Here is a 25,327-nt window from a genome sequence, read left to right as displayed (position 1 = left end):
CCGTTCACAACGGAGAGTTGCACGGTGGCCCACCCTGTCGGCAGGGAGCGGAAGCTACCCGGGCCCACGCCCCCGGCGCACCACCCCACCCTGATCGGCTACACCACGCCAAGGGACGCGATCGGCGATCAAGAGCGCTGGTGCCAGGTGTAGCCGAACGTGGCGACGAAGACGGCCGCTGCCAACACCGGTCGGACGACGCTTCAACGCGCTGGCCCAATCCCCTCAGGCAGGACGGCCACCACGAAGGCGACGGCCTCCTCCGGCGTCTCGAAGCGCGCGAGCACCTCGCTCCGGTTCCGTACTGCGTAGGACCTCTCATAGTGCGGCCAGATCATAGGCCCGATCCCTGTCGTCCTCCGATTAGCTGTGGTATTGGTGGAGAGCCAGAGGTTGAAGTGGCTGGTCACCGGCATCAGTTGGCGGAGCACCGGCTGGGCGTACGCCGCCGCCAACAGCGCGTGCCCGCGCGGGAAACGGTTCATCTGCGGCATGTGGATGCCATCGAGCCTGCGGCACCACTCCAATTCGACAGCACCGAGCGGCTCCCACTCGTGCGCGAGGGCCCAAGGGCTGAACTCGAAGCACGGCGGCCCTTCCCGGTATCAGACGTGCTTCGTGCCGTCTGGATTTGTCGCGCCGCTTAGGTACGCGCGGGTCAAGTTCGCCCCATGCAGGTCCGCGCCGCTCAGGTCCGCGCCGCCCAGTGGACACCAGCGGCGGAGTCCTCGGACGGTGGTCGTACTCACGTGCCAGCCGCCGATGCAGTATCAGCGTGCCGTTGACCTGCTCGACAACCACATCTTGGGCTGCGGCACGAACCCACCGCCAGCCGCCAGCCGCCCGCCGGGCCCAGGGAACGCCGTCCAGCGGCGCGCAGGGCGCAAGCCACTGCCTCGGGCTGTGAAGTGTCTTGACAGTGGTCCGCATTGGGCCCAACTTGTTGTCATGTTCCGCACATCGACAACGTTGTCAGAAGGGTGCGATCCCACATGCCACGACTTGATAAGAACCGGGCTTTAGCCGCCCTCCTCGCCGCAGGCGCCCTGCTCGCCTACGGCGCCGGCTCAGCGCCGGCCTTTGCGGCAGCTCCGGCGGCGAAGGCCGCTCTGGTCACCGCGCCCGCCTCGCTGGTGAACCCGTTCATCGGCACCTCCAACTCAGCGGACGACTTCCCCGGCGCGGACGTCCCGTTCGGCATGGTGCAGTGGAGCCCTGACACCCCGTCCCGTCCGGACGGCGGCGGCTATGAGTACAAGGACTCCGCGATCACAGGCTTCAGCCTCACTCACATCGCCGGCCCCGGCTGCGGAGCCGGCGGCGACATACCGGTGCTGCCGACCGTCGGTGCGGTCAGCACCAGCGCGACGGACGCGTTCTCGCACGCCAACGAGTCGGCGACGCCGGGCTCGTACACCGTCTCGCTGAACAACGGGGTGAAGACCGAGCTGGCCGCCACCACCCGCAGCGGGATGGCTCGGTTCACCTTCCCGTCCACCACCCAGGCCAACCTGGTCTTCAAGTTGACGGGCAGTCAGAACGGCGACTCCAACACCCAGTTCAACGTGGTCAGCAGCACCGAGGTGAGCGGCCAGGTCACCAGCGGCAAGTTCTGCGGTGCGAGCAACACCTACACCGTGTACTTCGACATGGTCTTCGACCAGCCGTTCGCCACCAACGGGACGGCGGCGGTCAAGGACGCCGTCCCGAGCGCCACCGCGAAGACCGGCGTCGCGCCGAGCACCCCCGAGGCGAAGAACAAGCCCACCCTGCACGGGAAGGCCCCGGTCTCCAAGGTCGCACCCAAGGCGGTGACTCCGCAGGCCGCGGCGAGCGACGGATACGTCACCTTCAACACCACCAGCAACCCGGTGGTGCAGGCCAAGGTCGGCATCTCCTACGTCTCCACCGCGAACGCGGTCGCTAACCGCACCGCGGAGAACCCGAACTGGAACTTCGGCTCGACCCAGAGCGCAGCGCTGGGCGCCTGGAACTCGGTGCTCGGACGGGTCGCCACCTCCGGCGGCACCGCCGCCCAGCAGGCGGTTTTCTACACCGCGCTGTACCACTCGCTGCTGCACCCCAATGTGATCAGCGACAGCAACGGCCAGTACTACGGTTTCGACGGCAAGACCCACACCGTCGACTCCGGCCACCAGGCCGCCTACGCCAACTACTCGGGCTGGGACATCTACCGCTCGCAGGCCCAACTCGAAGCGCTGGTCGACCCGCAGGCCGCCTCGGACACCGCGCAGTCCATGGTCGACGACTACGCGCAGACCGGCCTGTTCCCCAAGTGGTCCGAGGACAACGGCGAGAGCTACGTCATGGTCGGCGACCCGGCCGACGAGATCCTGGCCGACTACCACGCCTTCGGTGCCACCGGGTTCGACAGCGCCACCGCGCTGAACGACATGGTCGCCCAGGCCACCAACGCCAACAACGACCGTCCCGGGCTGTCCTACCTGGAGCAGTTGGGCTACCTGCCCAGCGACGGAAGCTACGGCTGCTGCAACTTCTACGGCCCGGCCTCCACCACGCTGGAGTACGACTCGGCCGACTTCGCCGTGTCGGCCCTGGCCGGGGCGCTCGGCGACACCGCGCACCAGAGCGCCTTCGCCAACCGGGCCCAGGACTGGCGCAATCTCTTCGACTACAGCAGCGGCTTCATCCAGCCGCGCGACGCCCACGGTACGTGGAGCTCCGGTTTCTCGCCCACCTCGGGGACCGACTTCGTCGAGGGCGACTCCTGGCAGTACACCCCGATGGTGCCGTTCAACGTGCACGGCCTGGCCACCGCCATGGGCGGCGACAGCAAGCTCGCGTCCTTCCTGGACACTGACCTGTCATCGCTGACGGGCGGCAACGGGTACACCGACCTGGGCAACGAACCGAGCCTCAACATCCCCTGGGAGTACGACTACGTCGGCCAGCCGTACAAGACCCAGAAGGTGGTCCGACAGGTCCAGGACCAGATCTGGACCGACGCACCCGGCGGCCTGGCCGGCAACGACGACCTCGGCGAGATGAGTTCCTGGTACGTGTGGTCCGCGCTGGGCCTCTACCCGGAGACCCCCGGCACCGCCGACCTGGCGCTGGGCTCGCCGTTGTTCACCCAGGCCGTGCTCACCCTGCCGTCCGGCAGCACGCTGACGGTCAACGGCAGCGGTGCGGCCGACAACGCCCCGTACGTCCAGTCCGCCACCTGGAACGGGTCGGACTGGAACAACGCCTACGCGCCGGCCGGCGCGATCAGCGGCGGAGGGACGCTGGGCTTCACCCTCGGCACCACCGCCAACACCTCCTGGGCCTCGGCCGCCTCGGCCGCGCCGCCCTCCTACGCCGGGAACCCCGGCTACAGCGACATCGGCATCTCCGCCGACTCCGCCTCCTCCTCGGCCGACTTCGACGGCGGCGGCTGGAGCTACTCCGCCACAGCCCTGTCCACGGCCGGGGTCAACCCGGGCGGTACGGTCAGCGCCGGCGGGGTGACCTACACCTGGCCGAACGTCGCCGCGGGCCAGCCGGACAACTACCTGGCGAACGGTCAGACGATCGCGGCGTCGGGCTCGGGGGCGATCTCCTTCCTCGGTTCGGCGAGCAACGGACCCTCCTCCGGGACGGCGACCGTCACCTTCACCGACGGCAGCACCCAGTCCGTCCCGCTGGCCTTCTCCGACTGGACCCTCAACGGCGGCTCGGCGACCGCGCTGTCCGGCAGCACCGTCGCGGCCACGGCCGCCTACCGCAACCAGGCGGGCACCACCTCCGACACGGTCAAGACCTACCTGTTCGGCAGTGCGCCGGTCACGCTGACCGCCGGGAAGACGGTGGCGAGCGTACGGCTGCCGTCGGCCGTGAGCGCGGGGGCGCTGCATGTCTTCGCCGTCGGCTTCAGCACCGCAGGGGGCGGGACCGCACCGGCCACCGGTCCGATCACCTCCGGCGTCAGCACCGGCCTGTGCGCCGACGACCTGCACAGCGTCGCCGCCAACGGGAACCCGATCGACCTCTACACCTGCAACGGCACCTCCGCCCAGAGCTGGACGGTCGGCAGCGACGGCACCCTCCAGGTGCTCGGCGGCTGCCTGGACGTCAGCAACAGTGGCACTGCGGACGGCACCAAGGTGCAGTGGTACACCTGCAACGGAACCGGAGCGCAGCAGTGGCAGCCGGGCGCATCCGGCTCCCTGGTGAACCCCAACTCCGGCAAGTGCCTGGACGACCCCGGATCCACCACCGTCACCGGCACCCAGCTGCAGATCTACACCTGCAACGGCAGCAGCGCCCAGAAGTGGAGCCTCCCCTGACCCAGAGACGGCCGGGTCCTGCGCAGATACTCGTGCTGCCCGGCCGCTGAGGGAACGGGTGCGGTCGGTGCGATCGGACTAGCGGCTGACCGCGCTACCGGTCAGCCGAGGGTCCACTGCTGGTTGCTGCCGCCGTTGCAGGTCCACAGTTCGACCAGGGCGTTGTTGGCGGTGGAGGCGCCGGTCACGTCCAGGCACAGGCCGGACTGGACACCGGTCACGGTGCCGTTGGAGTTGAGCGTCCACTGCTGGTTGCTCTGGCCGTTGCAGGGATAGATGATCACCTTGGTGCCGGCCGTCGTGCCGTTCCCGCTGGCGTCCAGGCAGTCCGTGGTACCGCTGTCGGTGACGGTCAACTGGTTGGACGAGCTGTGGGTCCAGGCCTGCGGCGCCAGGCCGTTGCAGGTGTAGATCTGGACCTGCGTCCCGGCCGTGGTGGTGCCGTTGGGGACGTCCAGGCACTTGCCCGCGCCCACCGCGTGCAGCGGTCCGGTGGTGCTCCCGGTACTCGCGCTGGTGCTGTAACCGGCCGCGGTGATGTTGGACTGGACCGAGTTCTCGGTGGCGTCCGACGGGTAGCCGGAGGTCATCACCCCTTCGTAGAAGGTTCCGGCGGAGCCCTTGCTGTTGTCGCCGCCGATGCCGAGGATGATCGCCCCCTCCTTGTGCATCGGGTTGTAGCCGGAGACGTTGGGACGCACTCCGCTGTAGGAGGTGGACAGGCTGCCGGACTGGGCGTTCCCGGACCGGATCGCCCACTGGTTGGCCTCTCCCTTGATGATGGCGGTCAGGAAGCGGCTGCTCACGGTCGGGTCGTTGGCGTTGTAGCCGGCGTTGACCCCGGAGTAGAGGCCGTTCTCCATGTCGGCCATCACCCAGGGGCCGTTGCCGGTGCCGTAGCCCCAGACCTTGATGTTGCCGAAGTAGATCGCCTCCATGTGGCCGTTGCCGGTGTCGTTGTTGCTGGTCTCGGCGTTGCCGTAGTCGAAGCAGCAGCCGCCGTTGTAGTGGGTGCCGTCGAGGACCGCGTACATCCCCTCGGCGGCGTCGCCGGTGGCGATGCCGGAGGTGCTGTCGTCCCGGTAGCCGGTGCCGGCGGCGACGTAGACGCCGTAGGCCTCGTGGCCGCCGACCGTGACCGGGGCCGCGGTGGCGCTGGCGAGGTTGTCCGGGCCGCCGGCGGCGCCCCCGGCGGGGGCGTCGGTGAGGTTGTTGCCCCGGCCGGACTGGTCGTAGATGACGGTGATGACGCAGCTGGTGCCGGCGCAGAAGGAGTCCTGGGCCGCGGCGTTGGCGTAGCCGCCGGCGCTGAGCACGCCGATGTTCAGCGTGCTGCTGTCCGAGGCGCGCCTGACCTGGTAGAGCGAACCGTTGTAGGCGGCGTAGAGCGCGCGCGTGGTGCTGTGCGCGGCCACGCACGGGGTGCCGCCCGCGGCGTAGATGTCGCACGGTCCCTGGGTGGCGGCCTGTGCGGTGCCGGCCGTCGCGGTGGCGCCGGCCACCGCGCCGATCAGGACGGCGAGAGCCGCCCCGAATCGGGCCAGCCTTGTCCGGATGATGTTCCTCATGCCTCTCCCTAGCTCTCGGGTGGAGTGCGACTCAGGGATTTGTTAGCGCTAACATTCGGACCGGCGCAGCCGCGGTTCTGCGTCAGAGGGTTCAAGTCCGCGACATTGCCGCATAGTTAATGCACAGTCAAGACATTGCACAAGCGGAGCACATAAACGGGCGGTCAGAACTGCGTGGCTATCCCGAAGACCCGGCGCAGCTGCGCCATGTCGTGCAGGTCGCGTTGCCTGGGTTCGTATCCCTGGTGGAAGTACACCTGCTGCTCGGCGGACAGGCACGGGACGGGCATGTCTTGGACAGTGCCGGTCACGAAGCAGGGGGCGGGGTAGGCGAAGGGGTGCTGTGGATCGGGTGAGGCCTGCACCGCGGAGCCGTCATCAGCGAAGACCAGCGGATGGAGGTCGATCTGGCGGCCGTCCGGGGCCGTCACGACGAACCGGACGGGCCTCCAGTCCAGCGTCTCGACGAAACCCGCCGCAGACAGGACCGCCACCAGGGCGGCTTCCTGGTCCTGCCGGTGCATCACGTCCAGATCCTCATGGTCTCGAGTCTGCTCGCCGACCAGGGCGTCAACCCCCCATCCGCCACCGATCCAGACGTCGACCCCAGCCCTGCGGAACAGGGCCAAAACCGACAGCACGTCATCAGCAGTCATCACGCCGCGCAAGCTAGCAGCGCCGGCGCCCGGCGGCGAACGAATTCGATCGGGACTCCCCCGCCCTCGGTGTTGCCGATGCACGGGTGACGCCGGCGGCGCGTGAGCACGAGCTGGGTCCGCGGCACCCCAGGCTTCGGATCCAGGAGAGCGTGCCAGGCGCTCTGGATATCCCGAACGCCTACCCGCTACGCTCCCGGCTGTTCGTGAACCCAACGCCAGAGAAGTGGAGTTGACTCAGTGTCAGGTTCGCAGGCGCGGCTCTTCGAGAAGATCGCCACCGGGGTGCCGCCTCAGGGCGGCGGGGTGACGATGGGACAGGCCGTGGTGCTCGGCGGCAGTATGGCCGGACTGCTGGCCGCCCGTGTGCTCAGCGAGCACGCCGACGAGGTGCTCATCGTCGAGCGTGACGGCTCGGAGGTGGACCAGGGGCCGCGGGCGGGAGTCCCGCAGGGGAGCCAGGTGCACGCCCTGCTCCCGGCCGGAGCGGTCCAGTTGGAGCGATGGTTCCCCGGCTTCGTCGCCGAGGCAGTGGCCCTGGGTGCGGTCACCCCGCCCCAGGACGGGTCGCGCGAGTGGTTCTACATCGACGGCCGCCGCCGGGTCACCGCGCCCATCGACCAGGACTGGCCGGTCCTGGTCAGCACCCGCCCCTTCCTGGAGGCACTGGTGCGCCGCAGGACCCTCGCCGCGCCCAACATCCGCATGGTCACCGGGCAGGCCGAAGGGCTGCTGTGGGAGGGGGACGCCGTGGTCGGAGTGCGCTACCGGCCGGCGGGTGCCGACGGCGCCGACCTCGCGGACGACGCCGCGGCCCTCGCCGCCGACCTGGTCGTCGATGCGATGGGGCGCTCCAGCAGGCTCAGCGACTGGCTGGAACAGGCCGGCTGGCAGCGCCCGCCAATGCGGCGGATGCCGATCCGCCTCAACTACGCCACCGCCGTGTTCCGGCACGACCCCGGGATCAGCGAGGTGTGGAACGCGGTCTCGGTCGCGGCGGCAGATCCGCAGACCGGCACCCCGGCCCGGATCGGCGGCTTCACCCTGGTCGAGGACCAGCGCTGGATCATGCTGGTCTCCGGCTACGGCGAGGACCGGCCCAGCCGGGACACCAAGGACTACCTGCAACGCTGCCGCACGGACTTCCCCGCCGTATTCGGCGACATCGCCGAACGGGCCGAGATGCTCGGCGAGGTGGTGACCTACCATCAGTCAGACAGCCGGCGGCGGGACTTCCACCTACTGCGACGCTTTCCCGCCGGACTGGTCGCCGCAGGCGACTCGGTGGCCTCGTTCAACCCCGTCTACGGGCAGGGAATGACCTCGGCCGCCCTGCACGCCTCCTGCCTGTCCGCCTACCTGCACGCCACCGACACCACCCTGAGCGATCCGGCCCTCGGCTATTTCGCCCTGGTCCGGGTGGTGGTCGACGCCGCCTGGCAGGTGTCCACCTTCGCCGACCTCGCCCTGCCGCACGTCGACGGGCCCTATCCGCGCGGGTACCGGCTCACCCGCTGGGTGGCCGGCCTGCTGTTCGAGCAGTCGGTCACCGACACCGTCACCAGTGAACGAATGGCGCGGGTAACGACCATGCTGGCGCATCCCGACTCACTGGCACGCCCCGCCGTCCTGCTGCGGGCCCTGCGGCTGTACGCGAAGGAACGGTCGACCGGATCCCGGAAGCGCCCCGGCTGACACGAACGGCGGGCAGACAGCGGCCGTCCGCCGGCGCATCCCACCGCCAGTTCCCGGCCCGCGTTGCAGCGTGGGTTCGGCTCTCAGCCTCCTCCCTCGGAGTGCTTGCGCCGGCTGCCTGGGGGCGAGCACCATGGCACAGCCGTGTCTACATTGCTGTAGTCGTGAGATTCGTGGTCGTTGCTCCGCCGCCTGACCCATGCCTGATGGGACGTCATCAGCGGGACGGCCGTCCAACCTGCCCATACCGGTTGACGGCTAGTCAGGAGCAGCCATGACGAGGCCGACGAGCCGGCGACGGTGTTCACTCAGTCGTTAGGGCGCGTTTGTGTCAACTGTTAGACCACCGGCATAGCCTGCGTTGACCGCGCTCCTCCCTTGGAATGGCCGCTGGCGGCCTGTCTCCACCCAAGTGAGGCAGGTCCTTGCCGCGCACCTCCCGCCCGTACCCAGGAGCGTTCCGATGCCCTCTCGCCTCACCCTCGCCGTCGCCGTCGGCGGCGTCCTCTCCGGCCTTCTGCTGACCCCCGGTACAGCGGCGACCGCCGCCACGGCCGCGTCCGCGAGGCACGGTGATCCTGCCGGCCGGCACGGGGTCATGCTCCCGGGCCACCTCGTCCTCTCCCGTACGGTCTACACCGCCGGAAAGGGCTCGATCGTCCCCGGCGTCACCCAGCTGCCGGCCGGCTGCACCACCGCCTGCGTCACCGCGGTCGCCGACGGCGGCTACCCCGAGGTCTTCAACAACGAGTCGGTGGACGCCAGCTTCGGCGTCTCCTCACCCATCCTCCTCGACGCGCTCACCCAGTCCGGTCGCACCGTGCGCACCCTCGGCGTGCCGACCGACGTCAACGGCGACCACCTGGTCACCAGCTTCCCCTCGAAGTCCGAGCTCGGACTCAACCTCTCCAGCAACGGCAGCGCGCTGACGTTCATGGGCTACGTCGCGCCGCTGAACGCCCCCGACGTGTCGAACTCCAACACGCCCGGCGTGGTCGACCCGACAAACCCGGTCGGCACCTCCTACTACCGCGCGGTCGCCGAGCTGCGTTCCAACGGGTCGCTCGGCTTCACCGAGACCAACGCCTACAGCGGCAACAACGGGCGCTCCGCGATCCTCGACAACGCCGCGGACGAGTTCCTCATGGCGGGCAACGCCGGCAACGGCGGCAACCCGCAGCCGGTCGGCGTGATAGCCGGCGCCGGAGCGCAGCTGGCCACCCCGTCGAGGCTGCCGGAGAGCAGGCAGCAGGTCGGCCAGCCCACTCCGGCCGGCGGCTTCAGCGTCACCGAGCTGGGCGACAAGGCCGACAAGGTCGGCAAGGACACCAACTTCCGCGGCCTGACCCTGCATGACAACGTCGTGTACCTCACCAAGGGCAGCGGCGGCAACGGCGTCAACACCGTCTACTTCATCGACACCACCGGCAAGGCCTGCCCGAACGGCGTCGGCCTGCCGGTACCCGGGGCGCCACTGCCGACCAAGGCGCTGTCGTACGACCCCGCGACGCTGCAGTCCACCGGTCTGCCGGAGAACATGTGCGTCCTCAAGGGCTTCCCCACCGCGCTGAAGTCGACGACGTCCTTCCCGTTCGGCGTGTGGTTCGCCAACGACACCACGATGTACGTCGCCGACGAGGGCGACGGCACCAACACCTACGACCCGGCCACCGGCAGCTACACCGTCGCCGCCGCCCAGACCGGTGCCGGGCTGCAGAAGTGGGTGCTGCGCGACGGCACCTGGCAGCTGCAGTACACGATCCAGCAGGGGCTCGCCCTGGGGACCCCGTACGCCGTCTCCCACTACCCGACCGGTGACAACCCCGCCACCGGCCTGCCCTGGGCCCCGGCCACCGACGGGTTGCGCAACATCACCGGCAAGGTCGACGCCCACGGCGACGTCACCATCTGGGGCATCACCTCCACGGTCTCCGGCGCGACCGACGAGGGCGCCGACCCCAACCGCCTCGTCAGCGTGACCGACCGCCTGCACGCGACCACTGCGGCCGGAGACACCTTCCGGACCCTCCGCACGGCACAGTCCGGCGAGGCCCTGCGCGGCAGCGTCTACGTGCCGGGCAACTGACCGGTCACCAGAAGCGTGGGAGTGTCGGGTCCGGTCACGCGGCCCGACACTCCCCCGCGGTCCGCACGGCTACTCTGATCACGTACGTCGCGTGACCGGTCGGTGGAGGAGTGCAGGTGGCACAGGCAGCGGGACAGCCCGCCCCGAAGAGCGAGGCGAGGCGGGCCGACGGGCACCCACCGGAGGGTTCCGGGGTGCGCTGGCTGGTCCTGGTCTACAAGGTGCCGGCCGAGCCGACCCGGCTGCGGGCCGGGGTGTGGCGCAAGATCAAGGGCCTGGGTGCGATCTACCTGCAGAACTCGGTCGCTGCCCTGCCGCAGAGCCCGAGCGCGGAACGGTCCTTCCGGGTCCTGCGCAACGAGATCGTGGAGATGGGCGGCAGCGCACTGCTGCTGGGCTCCGAGGTGCTGTCGGGCAGCGCGGAGGTCGAGCAGGCCTTCAACGCGGCCCGTGACGACGAGTACGAGGAGATCGTCGACCGGTGCCAGGACTTCCTGGGGCAGATCGACAAGGAGTACCGGGCCGAGCACTTCACCTACGCCGAGTTGGAGGAGAACGACGAGGACCTGGTGAAGCTGCGCAACTGGTTCGCCAAGGTGGAGAACCGGGACGTGCTGACGGCGTCCGGCAAGGCGGCGGCGACGGCCGCGCTGGCCAAGTGCGAGCAGGTCCTGGACGAGTACGCGGCTCGGGTCTACGCCGAGGAGGGGGAGGGCCGCTGACCGGCCCTCCCCTGTCTCACCGCACGGGATGCGCCCCGCGGGATGCACGGCGCGGTTCACCCCACCGGTTCACCCCCGGCGGGCCGTCCGCACCACCCGGAGCAGCGACAGACCCAGCAGGAGCACGACGGCGACCGGGGGCAGCCACCAGGCGTTGACCCCGCCCTGGACCAGGCCGTAGCAGGCGGCCAGGGCCAGCACCACGCCCAGGGCGACCCGCCAGTCGTCGCCGACGACGAAGTCGTACCAGAACCTCGCGAGATTGCGTAGCAGGGTCACGTCAGGCTTCCTTGCACCGGGGCGCCGCCGGGGGTGCCCACGGAGTTCTTGACGGCGGGGTTGGAGCGGCGCAGCACGGCGGTGTACCCGAGTGCGATCAGCGCGACTGCCGGGACCAGGACCAGCAGTGAGGTGTCCGAGCCGGGCCAGTGGGCACCGGTTCCCTCGGTGGCCCAGAACACTCCGAAGGCGGTGAGCATGGTGCCCACCACGAACTTCATGGTGTTCTCGGGGACCTTCGCCAGCGGCGCCCGCACCGCGATGCCCACGGCGGCGACCAGCACCACCGCGGCCAGCGCGCCCAGTGCGGCAACCGGCACGTTCTTCTGGTTGTTGCCGAAGGTGACCACGATGAAGGCCACCTCCAGGCCCTCCAGGAAGGTGCCCTTGAAGGACAGCGTGAAGGCGTACCAGTCGCGCACGGCGCCGCGTCCGCCGGTCGCCGCCGCACGTGCGGCCTCCACCTCCTCGGCGAAGGCGGCCGTCTCGTCGTGCAGGGCCTTGTAGCCCGAGCCGCGCATCACGGCCTTGCGCAGCCATTGCAGGCCGAACACCAGCAGCAGCGCGCCGACGACCAGGCGCAGCGCGTTGATCGGGACCAGTGAGACGGCCGGGCCCAGCACCGCGACGGTGGCGGCCAGGGCGACCAGGGCGGCGCCGGTGCCCTGCAGCGCGGAGCCCCAGTGCCGGCTGGTGCCCGCGGCCAGGATGATGGTCAGGGCCTCGACGGCCTCCACCGTGCAGGCCAGGAAGACGGTGAGGAACAGCACCCAGGAGCTCATGCGGCGGCTCCCGGGCAGGATCGTGCGGGCAGTGGGGTGGTCATCGGACCTCCAGGGTGGTGCGGATGGGTTCGGGGTTCTCCGCTACCGCGACGGGCGTGGATGCGGCAGCGGGGTCGGGGAAGGCGAAGCAGCCTTCGGGGTCCAGCAGCAGGCGGACCGCGGTGCCGCGCTGCTGCGCACTGCGGTCGAACACTCCGGTGAGCCTTACGCCGCCCGGTAGTTGGACCACATGGTCGTAGCCGCGGCCGCGGTAGGCAGTGTCCACCACGGTGCCGGCCAGGGTCCGTGCGGCGACCGGTTCGGTTCCGGTGTCGCGGGCGATGGTGACGGCGGCGGGTCGGACCAGCACCCGGACCCGGCTGCCCGTGGCGCGGGCCGTGCCGCCGGCCACCGCGGTGACCGGCCCGGCGGCGGTGCGCACGGTGACGGTTGCGGCGGCGTCCGCAGCGGCCTCCAGCGTTCCCTCCAACTCACCGGCCAGGCCGGTGAAGCGGGCCACGAACGGCGAGGCCGGGCGGTGGTAGACGTCCTCGGGTGAGCCGAGCTGCACCAGCCTGCCGCCCTCCAGCACGCCGACCTCGTCGGCCAGGGCGAAGGCCTCGGCCTGGTCGTGGGTGATGTAGACCACGGTGGCGCCGGATTCCCGGGTGAGCGTGGCGATCTCCACCCGCAGCCGTTCGCGCAGGTCGGCGTCCAGATTGGACAGCGGCTCGTCGAACAGCAGCAGCCCTGGTTCGGCCACCAGGGCGCGGGCCAGGGCGACCCGCTGCTGCTGACCGCCGGAGAGCTGGTGCGGGAACTGCTCCGCGTGGTCGCTCAGGCCGACCCGCGCCAGCACCTCGGCGACCCGCCGCCGGGACGGCTCACGGTCCAGGCGCCGACGGCGCAGCGCGTAGCCGACGTTGGCGGCGGCGGTCATGTGCGGCCACAGCGCGTAGTCCTGGAAGACCATCGCCAGGTCGCGGCGGTCCGGCGGGAGGTGGGAACGGCCCTGCGCCAGCGCCCGTTCGCCCAGGTGGATGGAGCCGGACTCGGCGCGCTCGATGCCGGCCAGGCAGCGCAGCAGGGTGGTCTTCCCGGAGCCGGACGGGCCCAGCAGCACGGTGAAGCGCCCGGGCGGTACGGCGAAGGAGATCCCGTCGAGGACACGGGTCGGGCCGAAGCTCTTGCTGAGGTTCTCGACGCGCAGGTGGGCGGTCATGCCACGGCCTCCAGGCGGTGGGCTGCGGGGAGCAACAGGCGCAGGACACCGAGGGCCGCGGCGATGAGCGCGAGGGCCGCCAGGACGACCAGGACGGTCATGGCCGCGCCCGCGCCGACGTTGTAGCCCTGGAGCTGCCGGGTGATGGCGACGGACAGCGGTTCGCTGCCCGGTGGGGCGAGGAGTTGCGAGACCGGCAGCTCCAGCAGGGTGCCGCAGAAGGCGATCAGCCAGGTCCACACCAGTGAGCCGGCCACCAGCGGCAGCACCGCACCGGTCCAGGCGCGGGTGGCCGGGCGGCCGTGCACCCGGGCGGCCCACAGCAGCGAGTCGCTGACCTGTCCCAGCGATCCGGACAGCAGCCGTGCGGCTGACGGCAGGGCGCCGGCGAGGTAGCCGAGCACCAGCAGCGCGCTGGTGCCGTACAGGTCGATCCCCAGGTGCGAGGCCAGCGGCAGGTTGTAGGTGAAGATGTAGCCACTGGCGAGCAGGACCGACGGCAGCGCGATGGCGGCCAGGAGCAGCAGGTCCAGGATCCGTCCGGCGGCGCCGTCGCCGCGTCGGGCCAGGGCCCGGCCGGCGAAGGCGCCCAGGACCAGGGCCGCGGTGGCGGTGATCACCGACAGTCGGGCCGAGTAGCCCAGCGCCGAGAGCAGCTCGCCGGTGTGCAGCACCTGGCGGAAGTTGGCGAGGGTGAGCCCGGTGAGGGTGACGCTCCCGCCGGAGGGGAGCAGCGCGGCCGCGGCGGCACCGAAGGCGGGGATGCCCAGGGCGAGGACGAAGAATCCGCCGACGGTGGTGAGCGCGCCGGCCTGCGCCCGGACGGAGAGCCGGGTGCGGACCGCGGGGCGGGTACGGCCCGAGAGCACGGTGAAGCTGCGGCCGCGCATCGAGCGCCGCTGGGCCAGCAGGGCCAGGGCGACCAGTCCGAGCAGCAGCCAACCCAGGGCGGACGCCAGCGGGAACTGGGCCGGGAAGGTCGAGATCGACTGTTCCATGGCACCGGTGACCAGGGGGAAGTTCGCCTGCGCGGCGAGGGTCGCGGCCACTCCGTAGTCGCTGATGGACTCGGCGAAGACGATGGCGAAACCGGCCCACAGGCCCGGCGCCAGGATCGGCAGCAGCAGCCGCGCGGTGGAGCGCCTGTTGCCGCCGTGGGTGCGGGCCGCGTCCTCGAACTCCCGGCCCATGCCCCGGATCAGCGCGGACACGGCCAGGTAGGCGAAGGGCACGCCGCGGGTGGCGAGCACCCAGACCACACCGGCCGGTCCAAAGACGACCGAGCGCAGCGCGACGGGGTCGTGGCCGAGCAGCCGCGACAGCACCCCCCTGGGGTTCCACCAGCCAGGTCCAGCCGAGCGACTCCAGGTAGGAGGGGGCGAGCAGCAGCGCCCACAGCAGCAGCCGCCACATCCCGCGCCCCACCAGGTCGGTGCGTTCGGTGATCCAGGCCAGCGCGGTGGCCACGACGGTGGCGACCGCGGCCGCGCCGGTCCCGACCAGGAAGGTGTCCAGCATCGCGCGACCGGTCCAGCCGGACATCACCTGGCCGAACGTGCTCAGGGTGAACCAGGCGTCGCCCTGTCCGAACAGTCGCGGGGTGACGGCGACCAGCAGGAAGCCGATGACCGGCAGGAGCAGGACGGCGCCGAACAACAGCCAGGGCAGCGCCCGAGCGCTGTCGCGCAGGCGGGCCCCGGCCCGGCCGAGCAGGTGCGGCGGGCGTATCGGCGGCCGGCCGGCGGCCGCCGTCCCGGCCGCGTCCGGAAGGCGCGGCCGGGAGTCGGTAGTGGTGTCGGTCATGGCTCAGTGCACGATCGTGTCGGTGAACCAGGTGTTGATGGTCCCCTCCTGCGGGCCCCAGGTCTTGGGATCGATCGCCTGGGTGGGGACCGAGGACAGCGGGGGCAGCGCGGCCTGCGGGGAGACTCCCTGCACGATCGGCCAGTACAGCGAGTCGCCGTTCTGATCCCCGGTCAGCATCACCTGCTGCCCCTGGGCGCTGAGCACGAACGAGGCGAACTGCTCTGCCTCGGCCTGCTCCTGGGCGGACGCCTTGGCGTCGATGCCGATCACGCTGGGCAGTGAGGTGACCTTGGGCAGGTAGGTGGTCCTGATGTTGTGGTTCTTGGTGCCGGCGGCGAGTCCGGCCGAGCTCTGGATCAGGGCGACCTTGATCTGGCCGGTCTGCAGGGCGTGCAGGGTGTCGCCGTTGGTCTGGAACACGTGCAGGCCGTTGCTCTTCAGGCCGCTGTAGAAGGCCTCGCCCTGGCTGGTGCCGCCGAGCTGGGAGAACATGCCCGCGACGAAGGGGTAGGTGGGTCCGGACACGGAGGGGTCGTTCATGCCGATCTGCCCCTTCCAGGCCGGGGTGAGCAGTTCCTGCCAGCTGGTCGGCGGATTCGGGGTCTTGGTCGCGTCGTAGACCAGTGCGGCGGTGACGGTGAGCCCGGTGGGGACGTAGCTCTTGTCGGCCGGGACGACCGCCTGCCCGGCGGCGTTCAGCCGGACGTTCGGCTCGAAGCCCTTGACCAGCATCCCGGCCTGGTCCATCGAGGCGAACGCCTCGTCGCCGTCCACCCAGAGCACGCCCCACTTCGGGTTGCCGCGCTCGGCCTGGACCCGGGCCAGCAGCGGCCCGGTGCTGTCGTCCACGAGCTTGGTGGGGATGCCGGTGGCCTTCTGGAAGGCGGTGACCATGGCCTTGTCGTAGCCCTGCGCCGAGTAGACCACCAGCGGCACCGGTGCGGACGAACCCGAGGTGGTGGAGGCGGCGGAGGCGCTGCCGGCGCTCGACGCCCTGGCCGAGCCGCCGCATCCGGTGGCCAGGCCGGCCACGGCGATCCCCGCAGCCAGGGCCACGGCTGCGCGTCTGCGGGCGGATACCGCTGTCTGAATCGACATTCCAAGCTCCATCACGTCTGAAGTGTAACGACGGTTAGAACTGTGGAGCCACAACTGAAACGAAATGGATGTGCTGTGATGGCGCCTCCATGAACGAGCGACGAACACAACCCTGTGGTCACTGGCATCATCCCCACGAGCTCCATGGCTCCAGTGACAGCCGTCAACGCAAAACGTCTACATTCATGTAGACATACGGTACCGGCGGCCACCCCAGGGTTGACAGGCAGAGGTGCACGGTGGACCAGCCATCCAACGACGGAGACTGGATGAACCCCGGCGTGATAGTCGAACGGAGCAAGGCGGTTCGGGCCACCTTGGGTGTACCCGTGCCCCACGACGCGACGATCCGCGCCGAGATCGACATCGACATCGACCAGCGGGCGACATCCAAAGCCGCTCGGCGAGCATCATCCGCCTCGGAGGAACGCTGGTGTCGGCAGTCGGCCCTGTCGAGGCCCGCCCCGTCGACGGCCTCGCGATCGACTTCGTCGTCGAGCCCGTTCCGAGTCAGCTGGTGGAGATCGTCGACCGGGTGCGGGACGGACGCCTTCGCACGCACATCCGAACCGTCGCGACCCTCGACGACGCCATCCCCGCGCTGAACCCGACCGAGCGACGCAAAGGCAAGACCGTCATCCGGGTACGCCCCTGAGCGCCCTGGCACAGGCCGGCAACGCCCGTCGTGCCACTCCCTGAACAGCAACTCGCCCTCGGCAGCCTCGTGGAAAAGCGCTGCCGAGGGTGAGCGGACGCGCTCGCGCTACACATCAATGGTGGTCGTTCCCGAGTTCCAACCGACCCCGTTCTTGTCCTGCCAGGACCCGTCGACAAACACGGATACGGCGACGGGGTTGCCCGTCAAGTCGCAGGTGGCCTTAGACACACCAGTGTTGACCACGGCCCCGTATCGACTGTCGTTGTGGCCGGGGAAGGTGTTGCACCAGATGTGCGCCTTCGAACGGGTGTACGCCCGCCCGCTGCGAGACGCGGACGACGACCCTTTCGTTGACATCGACCCGTTGCGACTGCTTAACAGCGCCGCGCAGCGGAACGGAAACGGGCCTGCCGCCAACCCGGCATCTCGGTTGGCGGCGGGCCCGCTCGGCCGTTCGCAAGGGGGACGGATCAATGCCAGATCAACTGGATGTGGTGAAGCAGGTCGAGAGTCCCTCCTCCGAGCAATGCTCCGCTCACTCCGTAGAACAGTGCTCCGCACCGGGTCGTTGGGTCAGGCAGATAGCGGCGCATGGAGAGGCCTTTCTGGGAATCGGCTGCGTGTCGGTGTCTGACCAGGGTGAAATGGGCCCAAGGTGTTGCGGCAGAGGAGACGGGTTGCCACCTCTAAGGCAACGCGACCCTGTTGATGAGCAGTCAGAAAAGCGGGGTGTTCGATGGGGGAGCTTCAGCCGCTCGACGAAGCGTTGCCGCAGCCGCAACGCGATCTTGTCCAGGCGATGCGTACATACTTCACCGCCCTGGGAGTCAGCCAGGGCCGCTATGGCGCTCGCGTCCATCTGCACAAGAGTCAGGTCTCGCGCTATCTCAGCGGCGGACGGATCCCACCGTGGTCCTTCGTACGTGAACTCCTGGTTGCCTTCACTGAGCTGCAGGGCGGTACAGCTCCTACACAGGAGGTGGTCGCCCACATGAAGGCGCTGCACACTGAAGCCTTGGCGACAGGCGGTTCGCACGTCCACGCCGTTCAGCTCCTGCAGGACCAGCTCGAAGATGCCGACCGCGCGGCTACGCGCGCAGTCATCCGCGAGCGTGAAATCGAAGAGAATCTGCAGGAGGCGCGACTTCGGGGCGCACAGGCGGCCGTGCGTGAACGCGAACTTGAAGCCCGTCTGGAGGAAGAACGCGGCGCTCACACCGCTGAGCTCGCTCTCTACCAAGAGGGCTTCGCCGAGGCGCAACGGGTTCGCGAGGCTCTGGTGCAGGAGGTCGAGCGCCTTGCAGCGGAGCTGGCTACGGCTCATCAACGCCGCCTCGCGGCCGAGGAGCGCTGCGAAGAACTCGAACGCCAACTCGAAATGAACGGCAGCGCGGAAGATCTCCCAGAGGCGCAGACCGTCAATATCTGGGAGGCGGAGGCCGACCGGGGCACCAGCGTGGCGAGCGGAGTAGCGTACCCAGCGCCCAGGATGATCGATTCAACCGATCCCAAAGAGACCGCTCGGTCAATCGAGCAGATGGACGCCAACCAAGCAGCCATTACCCTTCGTCGGATGGATCGCGAACGCGCCGCCATCACGCTGACGGCGATGGACCTTGGGGACGCTGCTGCGGCACTCGAAGTGATGGACTCGCAAACCGCTGCCGGCATCGTTGACCTGATGGACGCGAGCCCGGCTACCACTGCAATCAAGCAGATGGCGTCAGGTCCCGCCGCTGCAGCCCTCAGTAGCATGACCGCCGACCGGGCGACGGAGATCATTCTTGGGCTGGGTCCGCAGCGAGCCAAGGTCGCGCTTCGTCGAATGGAGGCAGACAAACTCGGTCATGTACTCCAGAGGATGCCCCCTCCCGAGGTTGGCCGGGTACTCGACGGACTGGAACCTGAGCGGATCAGCCCCGCGCTTGAGGCGATGGCCCCAGCGGATGCCGCCGCCGCATGCGACATGATGGATTCGCACAGGGCTTCAGTCGCCTTCGCCGAGATGGAGACGAAGCTCCTGGTCTCCCTTCTGGGTTGGATGGACTCAGGCCGGATCGCGGCCATACTCCTCCTCATCGAACGTGAGCAACCCTGGAACAGGTTCTTTGACGAACGCAGCGTCGGTCTGATTCCGGGCCCACGCCAGCCTGACAGCCGTCGACATGACTCCCTTGACATAGCGGCTTCGTGGTACAGAAGCAGCTTTTTTGAGTACAAACGCACGATCAAGCTGTCCCCTGCACCGGTCGGGGCTGCACTCAGCGGAATGGAGCCGGTCCGGGCCGCCAGGGCGCTCACCTGGCTGCATCCACGGCTTGCAGCTGCTGCACTGGACCGAATGGATCCGAAGCACGCCGCCAGAGTTCTCCGTCCGACCGACGAGGATCAATCCCCACTCCGTCCGATGGACCCTGAACGGGCCGCCGCCATGCTCAGCCACATGGCCCCAGGTCAGGTCGTGGAGATATTGAGATGGATGGACCTGGTCTGGACCGGCACTGTGCTCAGTCACATGCAGCCAGGCGACGCCGTTGTCGTGATCCGTCGGATGGCATCGGACCAGGCCTCCGCCGCGATGCATCGGATGGCATCGGACCAGGCCTCCGCTGTACGAGCTCAGCTCCGTTCCGATCCAAACTGAACCAAGCCGGGGCGCGGCCCGGGGATACCAGCGACCTTCGTAGCGCCGGTCCCCAACCGCCGCCCACGGTCAGCCCCAGTGATCCGGGCCGCCCCCAGAAGATCAGGTCGGCGTCGTCGCCAACCTTGGCCCGGGCCAGCAGCTGGTCGACTTCATCCCAGGTCTCCACGACACCGATGTCCTCGGAGTCCACTGTGACCGGGCGCCCTGACCTTTGAGACCCGGACTCGAACGCTCAGTCGACCACCACCCGCTCGTGTGCATGGTTCTCTCGACCGAGGCCGTTTGCAGTCAACCACCCGGGGCCCCTACGCCCGCCGGATCGGCTGCCTACTCCTGCGGGGCACCGCTGCCGGGAAACCCTACGGCTCGACACAGAGGGCACAGGACTTCCACGCCGCAGACCCGGCCACCACCCACACCAGCCGTAGGACCACGATGTCCTGACGACATCCGCGGGACGTACACACCCTCGGCGCACCAGGATCCCCGCGCCGCATCCGCTTCCTCGCTCCGGCAGCCCGAGGGAGCCGGTGGGTTCTCCACGGGAGCAGCGCACCGTTCACCCGACAAGGAGACGGGGACCGTGCGGCAGTTTTGATGAAAGCATCAGATTTCATTGACTGCTCTATTGACGATTGATCCAGCAGAACTGATAGTTTCATCATTACAGCAGCGTTGCCGGGAGGAGAACCATGTGTGAAACATGTACGACCGCACCCGCCGTCGCGAGCGTGCCCGTGGTCATCGTCGGCGCAGGACCGGTGGGTGTGACCGCAGCCCTCCTCCTCGCCCGGCGCGGAGTGCGCAGCATCGTGCTGGAACGCCACCGGGACGTCTACCCGCTCCCGCGCGCCCTCGTCGTGGACGACGAGGTACGCAGGATCCTCCAGGCCGCGGGGGTCGGCGAGGCCTTCGCCGCGATGGCACGCACCGGCAACGGGCTGCGGCTGCTCGACGCCCGGCACCGGGTGATGGCCGAGTTCCGCCGCAGTAAGCACGGCCCGCACGGCTATCCGCAGACCAGCATGTTCGAACAGCCCGCCCTGGAGCGGTTGTTGCGCGACACCCTGGCCCGGCATCCGGAGTGCGAACTGCGGAGCGGGGCGGAGGTCACCGGCATCGGGCCGGACACCGGGGGCCCGGTACGCGTGACCTACCGCGACGACGACGGGGAGCACCAGCTGTGGGCCGAGGCGGTCCTCGGCTGCGACGGCGCGAACAGCCTCACCCGCCAGGCCATCGGCGCCGCGTGGGAGGACCTGCGCTTCGAAGAGCGCTGGACCGTCATCGACGTGCGGACCACTGCCGACGTCCGCTGCTGGGAGGGTGTGGACCAGGTCTGCGATCCGGACCGGCCGGCGACCTTCATGCGCGTCGGCGAGGACCGCTACCGCTGGGAGTTCCGGCTGCGGGACGGGCAGCAGCCGGTCCGCGAGCTGGTCGCTCCGTGGCTGCCGCCCTCCTACGACGGGGACTTCGAGGTCGTTCGCGAGCGGGAGTACACCTTCCGGGCGCGTACCGCCGACCGGTGGCGCAGCGGACGGGTGTTCCTGCTCGGCGACGCCGCCCATCTCATGCCGCCGTTCATCGGACAGGGGCTGTGCTCGGGGCTGCGCGACGCCTACAACCTCGCCTGGAAGCTCGCCCGGGTCCTGCGGCAGGGCGGCGACGAGCGGTTGCTGGACACCTACGAGAGCGAGCGCAAGCCGCACGCACGGCATGTGATCCGGCTGGCGGTGCTCATGGGCTGGGCCATGACCGGCGGCCAGGACGGCGCCGCCGCGCTGCGCCGCAGGCTGCTGGCCGTGGCCTGCCGGATACCCGGTCTGACCGAGGCGGCCGGCCGGGACCTCAGCCCGGCCCTGACCGCCGGGCCCCTGGTGGGGCGCCGCACCCGCCGGGGCAGCCGACTGGTGGGTACCCACTGCCCGCAGCCGTGGGTCGACGCCGACGGGCGGCGGGCCCGTCTGGACGAGGTGCTCGGCGACTCCTTCGCCGTGCTGACCGCCGCCGACCCCTCGCCCTCGCTGAACGCGCTGGTCCAGGGGCTCGGCGTCCGGGCGGTGCCGGTGGCCGCACTCAACGACGACGGCACCCTGGCCGCCTGGCTGCGGCGCGGCCGCGCCGACGCCGTCCTGGTGCGCCCCGACCGCGTCGTGATGGACGTCGTCCCGGCCGGCGGCCGGGGCTTCACCGGCGCCGCCGCCTGGGCGCCGGTTCTGTGCACCGCCCGCGGGCCGGTCGAGGAGACCGCGTCCGCTCCCCTGTCCGGGAGCGCCGCGCGGTGAAGAGCGGTTCGGAGCGCCCGGACCGGAAGTCTCTGGAGGGATGATCCACCGTGTCGTACGACGTAACTGAGCACGAGTACACCACGCCTCCGCCGCGGATCCGCGGCGGACTGGAGCAGGCCGTCGGCAGACTTTCCGGGGTGGACCGGCTCCTGGCCGAACTTCCCCCGACACCGCCACGCGCACCGGACGCGGACGGCGACGAGGAGCGACTGGGCAAGGTCACCGTCACCCACCGCTTCGTCGAGGCCCCCGGTGACGGCGAAACCGTGCGCTGGCACTACGTGGAGGCCGGTGCTGCCGATGCCCCTGCTGTCGTCTTCCTGCACGGCGTGCCCGATTCATGGTGGCAGTGGCACTACGCCCTCGAAGCCCTCGGCTTGGACTACCGCTGCCTGGCCGTGGACCTGAAGGGCTACGGCCAGTCCGAGAAGGGCACCGGCGACTACCGTCAGGAGGGAGTCGCCATCCAGCTCGAAGCCCTGCTGGACCGGCTCCGGATCGAGCGGTTCAGCCTGGTCACGCACGACCGCGGAACCCCGGTCGGCGACCACCTGGCGGCCCGCGCGGGCAACCGCGTCATCCGCTACGGCCGGGGCCAGCAGCACCTGTGGCACCTCCACCCCGACCTCCATCCCCAGCAGGAGATGTTCACCTCGCCCGACGCCCCCTCCGTGCTGGCCGACGCCCGACGACTGGTCGTCACCGCCTACACCCTGCTGACCGAACGCGAAGTGAAGGCGTCGGACCTGGTCCGGACCGTGCAGGAGTTCAGTTACGACGGGATCAGTACGGCGGTTCCCCGGTACTTCAACTCCTCGTCGTTCCGCCAGGAGTGGATCGAGCGGCGCACCCGGCTCATCCCCCGGTGGAGGTGCCCCGTGCTGCTCCTGCAGGGAGCGGACGACCCGGTCCAGCCCCGCGAGTTCTACACCGACCCCCTTGTTGTCGCGAAGCTCCCGCGGGGAAGCGGCGTGCACCTCTTTGATTCCGGCCACTTCTGGCCTTTCGAGGTTCCCGAGGAAACGGTCGCCGTCATTCGGGAGTTCCTCCGACGCCCGGAGTTCGTCTGACGCCCGGCGTTCGACCGACGCCGGGGGGTTCCGCCGACGCCGGGCGGTTCGTCTGGCCCGGGGGCGACGACGGGTCAGGCGGCGGCCGCCGCCAACGCGATGTAGGCCACCGCTGCCAGGGCCAGCACAACGGCGGGCAGGGCTCGTGCGGGCGGGTCGCCGTGGCGCAGGTGGGCCGCGGCAGCCGCGGCCGTCAGCAGGGCCAGCCCGGTCGCGGCGGCCAGAGCGATCGGGCCCCAGACCGGTCCGAGCAGCAGCCCGACGGCTCCGGCCAGTTCCAGGGCGCCGATGGCCCGGTACCGGCCCGGTGACATGCCGAGGTGCGCCGCGGCCCGGCGCATGAACGCCACAGCGGCGATCTTCGCCAGGCCCAGGGGATGAAGGCCAGGCAGAGCACGGTCGCCAGGACGACCTGTGCGGTGGTCATGCGGAGCGCTCCCGGCGGGCGGCGCCCAGGCGGGCGTAGTGGTCGATGAGTTCGGGGTCGTCCACCGCGGCCGGGTCGACGACCTGCTCCACCGGGGCGCCCTGGAGCAGGCGTTTGACCGGCACCTCCAGCTTCTTGCCGGTGCGGGTGTGCGGGATGCCCGGCACCTGGATGATCTCGTCCGGGACGTGGCGCGGCGAGGCGCCGGTCCGGACGGCGTCGCGGATCCGCTCGCTGAGGGCGTCGTCCAGGGTCACGCCGGCCGCTGGGACCACGAACAGCGGCATCCAGTAGCCGCCGCCGGGCTCCTCCGCGCCGATGACCAGGGCCTCGGCGATCTCGGGGAGGCGTTCGACGACATCGTGGATGTCGACGCTGCCGAGGCGGACGCCGTTGCGGTTCAACGTGCTGTCGGAGCGGCCGTGGACGATAACCGAGCCGTGTCCGGTGACCGTGATCCAGTCGCCGTGCCGCCAGACGCCGGGGTAGGTGGTGAAGAAGGCATCGTGGTAGCGGCTGCCGTCGGGGTCGTTCCAGAAGTACAGCGGCATCGACGGCATGGGGCGGGTGACCACCAGCTCGCCGACCCGGTCGGTGACCGGGTTGCCCGCGTCGTCGAACGCGGCCAGCGCCACACCCAGGTTGGGCGCCGACAACTCCCCCGCCCAGACCGGGGTGTTGGGCGCGCTGCCGGCGAAGCCGGACACCACGTCGGTGCCGCCGCTGGTGGAGGCCAGCAGCACGTGCTCGCCCACGTGGTCGCGGACCCACGGGTAGGCGGAGGCCGGCAGCGCGGAGCCGGTGCAGCCGACCACGCGGACGGAGGACAGGTCGTGTCCGGACGGGTCGATCCCGAACTTGGCCATGCCCAGCAGGTACTGGGGGCTGGTGCCGAAGACGGTCACCCGGTGGCGTGCGGCCAGCTCCCACAGGATGTCCAGGTGGGCGAACGGCGCCGGGCTGCCGTCGTAGGTGCATGTCGTGGCGCCGGTCAGCAGTGTCGAGGCGACCAGGTTCCACATCATCCAGTGGGTGGTGGTGTACCACAGCAGCCGGTCGCCGGGGCCCAGGTCGGAGTGCAGGCCGAGGGTCTTCAGGTGCTCCAGCAGCACACCGCCGTGGCCGTGGACGATGCCCTTGGGCAGGCCGGTGGTGCCGGAGGAGAACACCACCCACAGCGGGTGGTCGAACGGCACCGGCGTGCAGGCGAGTTCCTCGGTGCGGCCGGCTGCGTCCTCCCAGGGGACGGCCAGGGACGGGTACGCCCCCGGCGGCCACGGCAGGCCCACGTGGTCCACCAGCAGCGTCGCCTTCAACGTCGGCAGCGCGCCGGCGAGTTCGACGGCTGCGTCCCGGCGGTCGTGGACGGTGCTGTTGAAGAGGTAGCCGTCGGCGGCGATCAGCACCGTGGGTTCGAGCTGGGCGAACCGGTCGGCAGCTGCCTTGGCGGCGTAGTCCTGTCCGCATACCGACCACACGGCGCCCAGGCTCGCGGCTGCCAGGAACCCGATGATCGCGTGCGGGGTGTTGGGCAGGTAGCCGACCACCCGGTCCCCCTTCCCCACGCCCAGGTCGCGCAGGGTCGCCGCGACGGAGGCGACCTGGGCTCGCAGCCGCTCCCCGGTCACCTCGTAGCCGGAGCCGGTCTCGTCCAGGGCGATGATCGCCGGATCGCCGGAGGGCAGGTTGCGCAGGGCGTGGTGGGCGTAGTTGAGGGTGGCACCGGGGAACCAGCGGGTGCCGGGCATGGTCTCCTGGCCCAGCACCCACTGATACGGGGTGTCCGCGTCGATGGCGAAGTACTCCCACACCGCCCCCCAGAAGCCCGCCAGATCGGTGACCGACCAGTGGTGCAGGGCGGCGTAGTCGGTGCCGTCCACGCCGACCCGGCGGGCGAAGTCCATGATCCGGCTGTCGGCGACGGTCTGCGGATCGGGCGTGGTGAAGGGGTCCGGCGTGGTGCGGGGGTCAGGTGTGGTGCGGGGGTCGGGGTGCGGCGCGGTCATGGTGCGGCTCTCCTCCTGCTGT

19 protein-coding genes are annotated in these 25,327 nt (G+C 70.1%); 8 read left to right on the top strand and 11 right to left on the bottom strand.

What is annotated here, in order from left to right:
• Positions 1–203: 203 nt before the first annotated feature.
• The gene (locus ABUW04_RS12205; protein WP_380564540.1) at positions 204–527 is read right to left on the bottom strand and encodes a DUF6193 family natural product biosynthesis protein; all 324 of its coding nucleotides are present in this window, start codon (positions 525–527) and stop codon (positions 204–206) included.
• Between the two features lie 78 nt (positions 528–605).
• Positions 606–749: a pentapeptide repeat-containing protein gene (locus tag ABUW04_RS12200; RefSeq protein ID WP_380564539.1), complete on the bottom strand. Its 144-nt coding sequence runs from the start codon at positions 747–749 to the stop codon at positions 606–608.
• Between the two features lie 243 nt (positions 750–992).
• Here ABUW04_RS12200 and ABUW04_RS12195 point away from each other — a divergent pair, with 243 nt between their 5' ends.
• Positions 993–4,310, top strand: coding sequence for a lectin (locus ABUW04_RS12195; protein WP_380564538.1), 3,318 nt, complete (start codon positions 993–995; stop codon positions 4,308–4,310).
• Between the two features lie 101 nt (positions 4,311–4,411).
• On the opposite strand, the gene ABUW04_RS12190 is transcribed toward ABUW04_RS12195, so the two are convergent.
• Both ABUW04_RS12190 and ABUW04_RS12185 read right to left on the bottom strand, forming a co-directional pair.
• Positions 4,412–5,878 (bottom strand): arabinofuranosidase catalytic domain-containing protein, encoded by a 1,467-nt coding sequence (locus ABUW04_RS12190; protein WP_380564537.1) that lies wholly within the window; start codon positions 5,876–5,878, stop codon positions 4,412–4,414.
• 164 nt (positions 5,879–6,042) lie between these two features.
• Positions 6,043–6,534, bottom strand: coding sequence for a nucleotidyltransferase domain-containing protein (locus ABUW04_RS12185; protein WP_380564536.1), 492 nt, complete (start codon positions 6,532–6,534; stop codon positions 6,043–6,045).
• Positions 6,535–6,774: 240 nt separating this feature from the next.
• Here ABUW04_RS12185 and ABUW04_RS12180 point away from each other — a divergent pair, with 240 nt between their 5' ends.
• From ABUW04_RS12180 to ABUW04_RS12170, 3 genes are all read left to right on the top strand, one after another.
• Entirely contained in the window at positions 6,775–8,229 is a 1,455-nt protein-coding gene (locus tag ABUW04_RS12180) for an FAD-dependent oxidoreductase (protein ID WP_380564535.1), read from the top strand.
• Between the two features lie 463 nt (positions 8,230–8,692).
• Positions 8,693–10,315: a hypothetical protein gene (locus ABUW04_RS12175; protein ID WP_380564534.1), complete on the top strand. Its 1,623-nt coding sequence runs from the start codon at positions 8,693–8,695 to the stop codon at positions 10,313–10,315.
• Between the two features lie 116 nt (positions 10,316–10,431).
• Positions 10,432–11,037: a Chromate resistance protein ChrB gene (locus tag ABUW04_RS12170; protein WP_198037667.1), complete on the top strand. Its 606-nt coding sequence runs from the start codon at positions 10,432–10,434 to the stop codon at positions 11,035–11,037.
• A gap of 69 nt (positions 11,038–11,106) precedes the next feature.
• On the opposite strand, the gene ABUW04_RS12165 is transcribed toward ABUW04_RS12170, so the two are convergent.
• From ABUW04_RS12165 to ABUW04_RS12145, 5 genes are all read right to left on the bottom strand, one after another.
• Positions 11,107–11,316, bottom strand: coding sequence for a hypothetical protein (locus tag ABUW04_RS12165; protein WP_380564533.1), 210 nt, complete (start codon positions 11,314–11,316; stop codon positions 11,107–11,109).
• Positions 11,313–12,098, bottom strand: a complete 786-nt coding sequence (locus ABUW04_RS12160; RefSeq protein WP_380564532.1) for a COG4280 domain-containing protein — start codon at positions 12,096–12,098, stop codon at positions 11,313–11,315. Before ABUW04_RS12160 ends, ABUW04_RS12165 begins: the two co-directional genes overlap by 4 nt.
• A 40-nt stretch (positions 12,099–12,138) precedes the next feature.
• The gene (locus tag ABUW04_RS12155; RefSeq protein ID WP_051726576.1) at positions 12,139–13,302 is read right to left on the bottom strand and encodes an ABC transporter ATP-binding protein; all 1,164 of its coding nucleotides are present in this window, start codon (positions 13,300–13,302) and stop codon (positions 12,139–12,141) included.
• The gene (locus tag ABUW04_RS12150; protein WP_380564531.1) at positions 13,299–14,627 is read right to left on the bottom strand and encodes an ABC transporter permease; all 1,329 of its coding nucleotides are present in this window, start codon (positions 14,625–14,627) and stop codon (positions 13,299–13,301) included. Before ABUW04_RS12150 ends, ABUW04_RS12155 begins: the two co-directional genes overlap by 4 nt.
• A gap of 481 nt (positions 14,628–15,108) precedes the next feature.
• Positions 15,109–16,206, bottom strand: a complete 1,098-nt coding sequence (locus ABUW04_RS12145; protein WP_030265952.1) for an extracellular solute-binding protein — start codon at positions 16,204–16,206, stop codon at positions 15,109–15,111.
• Between the two features lie 433 nt (positions 16,207–16,639).
• Between ABUW04_RS12145 and ABUW04_RS12140 the strand changes: the two genes are divergently transcribed.
• The 4 genes from ABUW04_RS12140 to ABUW04_RS12125 all read left to right on the top strand — a co-directional run bounded on the left by ABUW04_RS12140 (position 16,640) and on the right by ABUW04_RS12125 (position 22,872).
• Positions 16,640–16,861, top strand: coding sequence for a hypothetical protein (locus tag ABUW04_RS12140; protein WP_380564530.1), 222 nt, complete (start codon positions 16,640–16,642; stop codon positions 16,859–16,861).
• A 739-nt stretch (positions 16,862–17,600) separates the two neighbouring features.
• Positions 17,601–19,508 carry a magnesium transporter MgtE N-terminal domain-containing protein gene (locus ABUW04_RS12135; protein ID WP_380564529.1) on the top strand — a complete coding sequence of 636 codons (1,908 nt, stop codon included), beginning with the start codon at positions 17,601–17,603 and terminating at the stop codon, positions 19,506–19,508.
• A 695-nt stretch (positions 19,509–20,203) separates the two neighbouring features.
• The gene (mhpA, locus tag ABUW04_RS12130) at positions 20,204–21,799 is read left to right on the top strand and encodes a bifunctional 3-(3-hydroxy-phenyl)propionate/3-hydroxycinnamic acid hydroxylase MhpA (protein ID WP_380564528.1); all 1,596 of its coding nucleotides are present in this window, start codon (positions 20,204–20,206) and stop codon (positions 21,797–21,799) included.
• Between the two features lie 50 nt (positions 21,800–21,849).
• Positions 21,850–22,872, top strand: a complete 1,023-nt coding sequence (locus tag ABUW04_RS12125; RefSeq protein WP_380564527.1) for an alpha/beta fold hydrolase — start codon at positions 21,850–21,852, stop codon at positions 22,870–22,872.
• 74 nt (positions 22,873–22,946) lie between these two features.
• On the opposite strand, the gene ABUW04_RS12120 is transcribed toward ABUW04_RS12125, so the two are convergent.
• Both ABUW04_RS12120 and ABUW04_RS12115 read right to left on the bottom strand, forming a co-directional pair.
• Entirely contained in the window at positions 22,947–23,213 is a 267-nt protein-coding gene (locus tag ABUW04_RS12120) for a DoxX family protein (RefSeq protein WP_380564556.1), read from the bottom strand.
• An 82-nt stretch (positions 23,214–23,295) separates the two neighbouring features.
• Positions 23,296–25,305, bottom strand: a complete 2,010-nt coding sequence (locus ABUW04_RS12115; RefSeq protein WP_380564526.1) for an acetoacetate--CoA ligase — start codon at positions 25,303–25,305, stop codon at positions 23,296–23,298.
• Positions 25,306–25,327 lie beyond the last annotated feature (22 nt).

The organism is Streptacidiphilus jeojiensis (assembly GCF_042510965.1).
GTDB classification, from domain to species: domain Bacteria; phylum Actinomycetota; class Actinomycetes; order Streptomycetales; family Streptomycetaceae; genus Streptacidiphilus; species Streptacidiphilus jeojiensis.
The sequence above is the reverse complement of the archived record's forward strand: the minus strand, read 5'-3'. Positions and strand labels throughout refer to the sequence as shown.